Origin of the sequence: Nitrosomonas sp. Nm51, assembly GCF_900111165.1 — a bacterium.
In the GTDB taxonomy this organism is placed as follows: Bacteria; Pseudomonadota; Gammaproteobacteria; order Burkholderiales; family Nitrosomonadaceae; genus Nitrosomonas.
This window is the reverse complement of the sequence record NZ_FOGH01000012.1, coordinates 65,789-73,041: the sequence shown is the minus strand read 5'-3', so window position 1 is coordinate 73,041 and position 7,253 is coordinate 65,789. Positions and strand designations below refer to the sequence as shown.

Genomic DNA, 7,253 nt, shown 5'->3' with positions numbered 1-7,253 from the left:
TCAAAAGTTGGTGTAAAAACAAAACGGTTAAAGGCAGGTTGGGATAATGATTATCTGCTACGAATTATTGGAGTAATTTAAGCCCGATTGCCCTGGCGCCGCAGTGTGCCCGCCAGACGCGCCCAGGTGTTACAGTTATTTATGAACGACTCCTAAAAATTGAAGTACCAAAAGGGAAGGCAAGAGGAAGGCAAGACGGGTAAGAATATTGTTTTTTCTGGAAAAATAACAATAACATGTTGTTTATAATGTATAACAAAGATATCAGTTGATCTAACCAGGCAAACCCAAACAAAATTCTTTCATCAAAGCATTATTGCGGATGGCCGCATAGGGAAAAAAGAAACTTCAGTTTAGTAACAACGGCGTGAGAAACTCACATCTAAATTAACTTTTCCGGCAGTTAAGATTTACTGAGTGATCGCTTTATAAGTTCACCAGCAGTTTATTGGAAACTGGTGACAGACTGTTGATGGCCGATTGCCGCCAAAATCCGACCGTCAGCTTTTACTGCCGTTTGACACTATCCGTCAGATCAGAATGAAATAATACAATTTACAGCATCCGGGTTCTGTCTCCACCGGCAAAACCAATCAACGGTTCAGTGGTCTGTTTACCGAACGCAATGACCTTGAATAACTCGCCCATTTCAGCCGGGCTGACTAGCTTTTGCAATTGATTGGCCAGCGGCAGGTAGTTCTGCACATCTTCCGCCGGCGTCCGGGCGAGTATCTCCGTCGCTCCGCAATTTAACAAAAAATGCGCCTGCGTAGTGTAACCCAGTAATGACAAATCCGTATTCTCAACTGCCGCGACCAGTGCACTGAAATCGACATGGCTGGTTATGTCCTGTAACCCAGGCAGGAAAAAGGGATCATGATGCACATGATGCCGGTAGTGGCACATGAGTGTACCCTGATAGCGTTGCGGATGATAGTATTCGCCCTGGCCAAATCCATAGTCGATCAGTATCGCCGCACCGGAACACAGTATGCCTGCCAGGGTTTGCATTAGATACGCAGCGTTCAGATTGATTTCGCTGATATAGCTAAAATCAACCTGCTGTTCCGGGGTCATCAACCTGGACAACGCCGACGCAGTCATTCCGAGCGCCTCATTGTCGATCGGCCGGTCTTCCCAGGCAAACTCACCGGCACGATCATGTTGCACCCAGGTAACACCCCGCTCAAAGCATTGATTGCCCTGCCATTTCACTAAATGAACAGGCAACGCATCCAATACTTCGTTTGCCAGAATGGTACCGGCAAATTGATCGGGAAGTTGCGTAAGCCAGCTTACGCGCGTCTTCAAATTCGGTATCTTATCGGCCAGCAGGTGTTGTTGACGCTCGCGCAACTCTGCGCTGACTTCGAGAATATAATAGTGTCGCGGCAGGCAATTCTGCCGCTCCAGTTCCTGCAGCAGATCTACCGCAAGTTTGCCAGAACCTGCTCCCAACTCGAGTATATCGGCGGCGCCGTTTTGTCCGGCAACCCAATCGGAAATCTGCCGTACTTGTGTTGCCAGCGTATAGCCGAATAATGCGGAAATTTCGGGTGCTGTAACAAAATCGCCGCTGCCACCCAGCTTTGTGGCGCCGCCGTTATAGTACCCGAGCCCGGGTTGGTACAGCGCATATTCCATATAACGTGCAAACGGAATCCAGCCACCGGCAGATGCTATTGCGTCGCGAATAACCGACTGCAGTTTTCGACTGTGCGTCAAAGCAATATCATCGCATGTTGGCAAATTCGATAATGCTGAACGGGTTATGTGTGTGGTATCGACAGACATCGTTAAATCAGTTTCATTATGATAAATTGCAGTTTAAATCTGATTTGTGCGCTTTCAAAACGCACAAAATAACTATCAAGTATTTTACGGGAGATCACCGTGCAAGGAAAAGTTGTTCTGGTAACAGGGGGGGCAAAACGCGTAGGCGCGGCAATTTGCCGGCGGCTTCATGCGCAGGGTGCAGTGATTGTCATTCATTATCGCAGTTCAATGGAAGAAGCGCGCGCACTGCAACATGAGCTTAATCAAAAAAGAGCCGATTCGGCTTCACTGGTACAGGCAGATTTACTGGATACCGGTCTGCTGCCGGATCTTATCGAAAAAACTGTAACGCGTCACGATCATCTGGATGTTTTAGTCAATAATGCCTCCAGCTTTTTTGCAACACCGTTGTCTGCATGCACAACCGATGCATGGAACGATCTGATCGGCAGCAACCTGATGGCGCCGTTATTTCTGACACAGGCGGCCGAACCGTATCTTAAGACGCAACGCGGTTGCGTGATCAACATTGTGGACATCCATACCGAGCGGCCGTTGAAGAATTTTGTCATCTACAACGCAGCGAAAGGCGGTTTACAGGCGCTTACCAAATCTTTGGCGCTCGAAATGGCGCCCGATGTGCGCGTAAACGGTGTATCGCCCGGGCCCATTATGTGGCCCGAAAACAGTATCTGGTCAGATACTCACCAGCGCGAAAAGATTATTCAGGGAACATTGTTAAAATGCACCGGCGAACCGGACGACATCGCAAAAACCGTGCAATTTTTAATTGATGATGCGCCATATATAACGGGTCAAATTATTGCGGTGGATGGTGGACGAAGCATTCATTTGTAATCAGCCGGTCAATTATTCGCCAAATGCATTTTTGATCCATTGAATGACCGGATTGCGCACACCCGTAATCAGCACTGCGTCAAAGCGGCATGCAGGCATACTACCCAGTCCGGACAGGTAATGCCGCGCCGCGCGCAACAGTCTGGTTTGTTTAGCCGCCGTGATACTACCGGCAGCGCCGCCAAAAACATCGCTGGCCCGCATTCTGACTTCGATAAAAACCAACTGCTTTCCTTCAGACATGATCAGGTCAATTTCGCCAAAACGGCAGCGGTAATTTCGCGCTTTCAGCACAAGGCCCTGGCGCAGCAGATAGGCTGCCGCCATTTGTTCAGCATCACTGCCTTTCATATAACGGGATTAGCGTCATTTTTCCAGGACCTTGACTTTGCCGTCATCGATTTTTGCGGCGACCGGTTCGCGGATAAAATATGCCGGTCCCGCAAACCGGATGTCGCCGGTAACGCCATCAAATGCTATACCATAGGGCGAATGCATTTGCAGCATATGTCGCATTAACCGGAATGCATCGATACCAAGCGCAAAAAGGCGCTCGCTATCCTTGTCTCTTGTTCTGTCCGAGCTGCGGTAGGCCATGACGGCGGGATGATCGGGCTGCAGCAACCAGGGCATATCCACAAACCGGATACCGTTGAGATCGTGATTAAACAACGGATCCTGACTGGTGACAAAAATCTGTGAAGTCGCATACACGGGTGTTTGCGGATTTAAATAGGATCTGATACGGCGCGCTTTATTCGCATCCAGCGCCAAAAAAACAACATTCTCGTCACCACCGGTATATCTTCGCAATTGCGAAAAAAAAGACTGCGATTCTTCGTATTCGATCGATTCCGCCGTATTGCCGAATTCGGACAGCCAGCGGTCGGCAAATGCCCTCTGCAGGCGCCGCGACAATCCGCTGCCGTCTTTTATGACGATGACATGGCTTTTTCCTGTAGACAGGGCTATTTCAGCTGTATAAGCGGCTTCGGACTCCGACTGCAAGCCGAATAAAAACAAATTCTGCGGCAGCATCATATCATTGTCCGTCGCATTCAGTGCCAGTGTCGGCACCGCGACCACATGACTGGAAGCTAGCGCCGTAACCCCGTTCCGTGTGAGCGGACCAACAATAAATACGGCGCCGGCATCCAGCGCCTGATGGTACGTGATCAAAACATCCAGCGGATCATCCGTTGTCGAATAAATGCGCACCATCAGCGGTAACGCTTCTTCGCGTTCCGCCGCAACAGTAAAACCCTGTTTTACCATTTCCGCCGCCGTACCGAATGTCTGTGACTGCAGCGGCAGAATCAGCGCAACATGCGGCACCACTGTATAACCCGGCATGGGCGCCGAGGCAGCATCCGGAAAATACCCCTCCGGGTGAGTAGCAAAAACAGACTGGCTGCCGTATAGTGTTATACACCCCAGCCAGATAACAAGATAAAAACGCACGATGTAAAAGCGTCGCATTGTAATCATTTTATGTCAGTTAAAAGTGCATTATATGTGGTAGCAACGCCAATAGGAAACCTCAACGACATCAGCCTGCGCGCCATACAGATACTTGGCCTTGTTGATGTCATCGCAGCCGAACACACTCAAAATTCGATGCACTTATTATCGCATCATCGTATCACTGTAAAAAACACCAAGCTGGTTGCTCTGCATCAACATAATGAAAAAAATACAGCCGACAAAATTCTCGCTTTTTTAGCAGCGGAAAAATCCATCGCATTGCTTACCGATGCGGGCACGCCGGCCGTCTCCGATCCCGGCGCACTGCTGGTGCAGCGTGTTCGCGAGCATGGCTTTACAATTATACCGATACCGGGCGCTAATGCGGCCATCTGCGCACTGTCCGCAGCAGGCATTACAAACCCGCACTTTTTGTTTTATGGCTTTTTGCCAGCAAAAGCCGGTCTGCGCCAGCGCGCGCTGGCCGCACTTGCTGCATCACCATACACATTGATTTTTTATGAGGCGCCGCACCGTATTCTTGAATGCCTTACTGACATGACCGCCATTTTCGGCGCACAGCGCCAGTTAACTATCGCCCGTGAGTTGACCAAATTATTTGAAACCATTCATACCTGCACATTCGATGAAGCAGTCATGTGGATAAATGCCGACAGTCACCGTCAAAAAGGTGAATTCGTTCTGTTGGTTTGTGGTGCGCAAGCTGAAGAAAAACCCCGTATCAGCAAACAAGCACGAAACACGCTCAGGGTGTTACTGGCGGAATTGCCTTTGAAACAGGCCGTGAAACTGACCGCCGAAATCTCTGGAGAAAACAGGAGTGCTTTATATCAGATCGCCCTGTCACTAAAAAGCTGACTTTGCAACTGATAGAACACACTGCGTATACTGTGACTTCTGTGTCCTGTAACCGTTTTTTTAACACCCTCTAATGTAATTATGTAATTCTGTTTGGATATGCCTCATACACTGCAAATCACCCGACCTGATGATTTTCACCTGCACCTGCGCGATGATGCACAAATGCAGGCAGTACTGCCTTTCTCCGCCAGGCAATTCGGGCGCGCCATCATCATGCCGAATCTGAAGCCGCCTGTTGTAACGACAGACCAGGCATTGGCATACCGGCAGCGCATTCTGGCAGCATTACCCGGCAATCTCAACAACACCTTTGAGCCGCTGATGTCGCTTTATTTAACCGACAATACCAAACCCGACGAAATTCTACGCGCAAAAGACAGCGGCCGCATTCACGGTGTCAAGCTTTATCCCGCGGGCGCCACAACCCATTCCGATGCAGGCGTCACTGATATCACACGCAGCTATGCCACGCTGGAAGCAATGCAGAAAAACAATATGCCGCTGCTGATTCACGGCGAAGTTACCGATCCAGATGTTGATATATTCGACAGAGAAAAAATTTTCATCGACCACATACTGGCACCGTTAATTTACCGTTTTCCGGAGCTTCGCATTGTGCTGGAACATATTACAACCCAGGATGCTGTGGCGTTCATATCCGGTGCGCCCGACAACATTGCCGCCACGATAACCGCGCACCACCTGCGCTATAACCGCAATGCGCTATTCCTGGGAGGCGTGCGCCCGCATTATTACTGTCTGCCGATACTGAAGCGTGAGAATCACCGTCAGGCGTTGATCAGGGCCGCGACCAGCGGAAATAAAAAATTTTTTCTCGGCACCGACAGCGCGCCGCATACGCGCATGCTGAAAGAAAACAGTTGCGGTTGCGCGGGCATATTCACGGCACACGCCGCCATGGAATTGTATGCGGAAACGTTTGAACAGGCAGGCGCGCTGGACAAGCTAGAAGCGTTTGCAAGCTTCAACGGTGCCGATTTTTATCAATTACCGCGAAACAAGGCATCAATTACGCTCAGCAGGATCACCTGGCGGATTCCTGAAGTGATCCGTTACGCTACAGACACACTGGTACCGATTTGCGCGGGCGAGCAGCTTAACTGGAAATTGACTGCATCAGAGCATGACATTTAAATCAGAAGAAATCGACTGTTCCCGTTTCTTCATGTTCTACCAAATGCCCGCATTGGATAAGGTCTTCATAAAAATGGGTTTGATTTTTTCCATTATTTTTTGCAAAATACAGGGCCTTGTCAGCATTACCGATTATTTCTGCTGCAAGCAGACTGTTTTTATCAATATATGTCGCACCAATGCTGATTGTCACCGAATTAACCTGTGGAAAACGATAATCCTCGGTAACTTTACGAAACCGCTCCAGAACAGTTTGCGCTTCTTCTTTGCATTGAACACGGTAAATTACAACAAATTCTTCTCCGCCAAAACGAAACAGCAGGTCCTTGGCGCGGAAATTTTGTTTCATAATATATGATAACAGCAACAACACCTCGTCTCCGATAATATGTCCGAAGCGATCGTTGATCTGTTTAAAATTATCGATATCAATGATAGCCAGACAATATTTTTCCAATTCCTCCTGCGCTTTCCGTTTGTCCTCATCAACCTGTTTCAAAAGGCCATTGGTATCAAAATTCAGTGACAAGGCCTGAATTTTGTCGATACTCTGCTCAAATGTATGGCGGTTTAGCAAACCGGTCAGTTTGTCTTTCTGATTTTCGTCCAGCAGCTTGCGAAAGTTATCCGCAATCGCCAGCAGGCTGCTGATGACCAGCACCTCACTATTGGTTAGAGAATGCGGAAGCTCAAAAGACAACAGGCTCTCTATCTTTTGTTCACTCTTGACCGGATAGATAATCGAATAACATTCATTTTGATCATTTATAAACGGTTTTCTGGTTTTATCTACCCGGTTCAGTACAGACCTGATCTCTTCGGGTGTTTCGATCTCCGTTGCATCAATCGTCCGGGATTCGGACAAACACTGTTTAAGGCCATCTTCCGATGATGGCATTGAATACACGATCAAACCGCACCTTGAATAATCCTGACTTAGTTTATACATTGAAATCTGCTTTATTTTCAGTAACTCCGCCATGGTTTTCAACAGACTGAGTTCAAACAGTTCGATGTCCCGTATCGTCGTTAACGAGGCCAGTTTATCCAGCAAAGAAGGAATTTTTTCTTTTTTCTGAACATCAATCTTTGAAGAATATTCAGCCACACAGTCACCT

7 protein-coding genes are annotated in these 7,253 nt (G+C 48.3%); 3 read left to right on the top strand and 4 right to left on the bottom strand.

From position 1 onward, the window contains the following. Positions 1 to 555 precede the first annotated feature (555 nt). On the bottom strand, positions 556 to 1,794 hold the full coding sequence (locus tag BMY60_RS06405) for a class I SAM-dependent methyltransferase (protein ID WP_090332256.1): 1,239 nt from the start codon (positions 1,792 to 1,794) through the stop codon (positions 556 to 558). Between the two features lie 99 nt (positions 1,795 to 1,893). On the opposite strand from BMY60_RS06405, the gene BMY60_RS06400 reads away from it, so the two are divergent. Continuing rightward, positions 1,894 to 2,634: a pteridine reductase gene (locus tag BMY60_RS06400; RefSeq protein WP_090332254.1), complete on the top strand. Its 741-nt coding sequence runs from the start codon at positions 1,894 to 1,896 to the stop codon at positions 2,632 to 2,634. A gap of 12 nt (positions 2,635 to 2,646) precedes the next feature. Here BMY60_RS06400 and BMY60_RS06395 read toward each other — a convergent pair whose 3' ends face one another. Both BMY60_RS06395 and BMY60_RS06390 read right to left on the bottom strand, forming a co-directional pair. Continuing rightward, on the bottom strand, positions 2,647 to 2,985 hold the full coding sequence (locus BMY60_RS06395) for a YraN family protein (RefSeq protein ID WP_090332253.1): 339 nt from the start codon (positions 2,983 to 2,985) through the stop codon (positions 2,647 to 2,649). A gap of 15 nt (positions 2,986 to 3,000) precedes the next feature. After that, positions 3,001 to 4,122, bottom strand: coding sequence for a penicillin-binding protein activator (locus tag BMY60_RS06390; RefSeq protein ID WP_256250726.1), 1,122 nt, complete (start codon positions 4,120 to 4,122; stop codon positions 3,001 to 3,003). 3 nt (positions 4,123 to 4,125) lie between these two features. Here BMY60_RS06390 and rsmI point away from each other — a divergent pair, with 3 nt between their 5' ends. Next, complete coding sequence (rsmI, locus tag BMY60_RS06385) at positions 4,126 to 4,977, top strand: 16S rRNA (cytidine(1402)-2'-O)-methyltransferase (RefSeq protein ID WP_090332251.1); 852 nt, start codon at positions 4,126 to 4,128, stop codon at positions 4,975 to 4,977. A gap of 99 nt (positions 4,978 to 5,076) precedes the next feature. Next, positions 5,077 to 6,135: a dihydroorotase gene (gene pyrC, locus BMY60_RS06380; RefSeq protein ID WP_090332250.1), complete on the top strand. Its 1,059-nt coding sequence runs from the start codon at positions 5,077 to 5,079 to the stop codon at positions 6,133 to 6,135. Between the two features lies 1 nt (position 6,136). Here pyrC and BMY60_RS06375 read toward each other — a convergent pair whose 3' ends face one another. Next, the gene (locus BMY60_RS06375) at positions 6,137 to 7,243 is read right to left on the bottom strand and encodes a GGDEF domain-containing protein (protein WP_090332249.1); all 1,107 of its coding nucleotides are present in this window, start codon (positions 7,241 to 7,243) and stop codon (positions 6,137 to 6,139) included. Positions 7,244 to 7,253 lie beyond the last annotated feature (10 nt).

What these genes read in the sequence shown, in the direction of transcription:
- rsmI (WP_090332251.1), top strand. Translation starts at nt 4,126, where the DNA reads ATGTCAGTTAAAAGTGCATTATATGTGGTAGCAACGCCAATAGGAAAC.
- BMY60_RS06395 (WP_090332253.1), bottom strand. Translation starts at nt 2,985, where the DNA reads ATGAAAGGCAGTGATGCTGAACAAATGGCGGCAGCCTATCTGCTGCGC.
- BMY60_RS06390 (WP_256250726.1), bottom strand. Translation starts at nt 4,122, where the DNA reads ATGATTACAATGCGACGCTTTTACATCGTGCGTTTTTATCTTGTTATC.
- BMY60_RS06405 (WP_090332256.1), bottom strand. Translation starts at nt 1,794, where the DNA reads ATGTCTGTCGATACCACACACATAACCCGTTCAGCATTATCGAATTTG.
- pyrC (WP_090332250.1), top strand. Translation starts at nt 5,077, where the DNA reads ATGCCTCATACACTGCAAATCACCCGACCTGATGATTTTCACCTGCAC.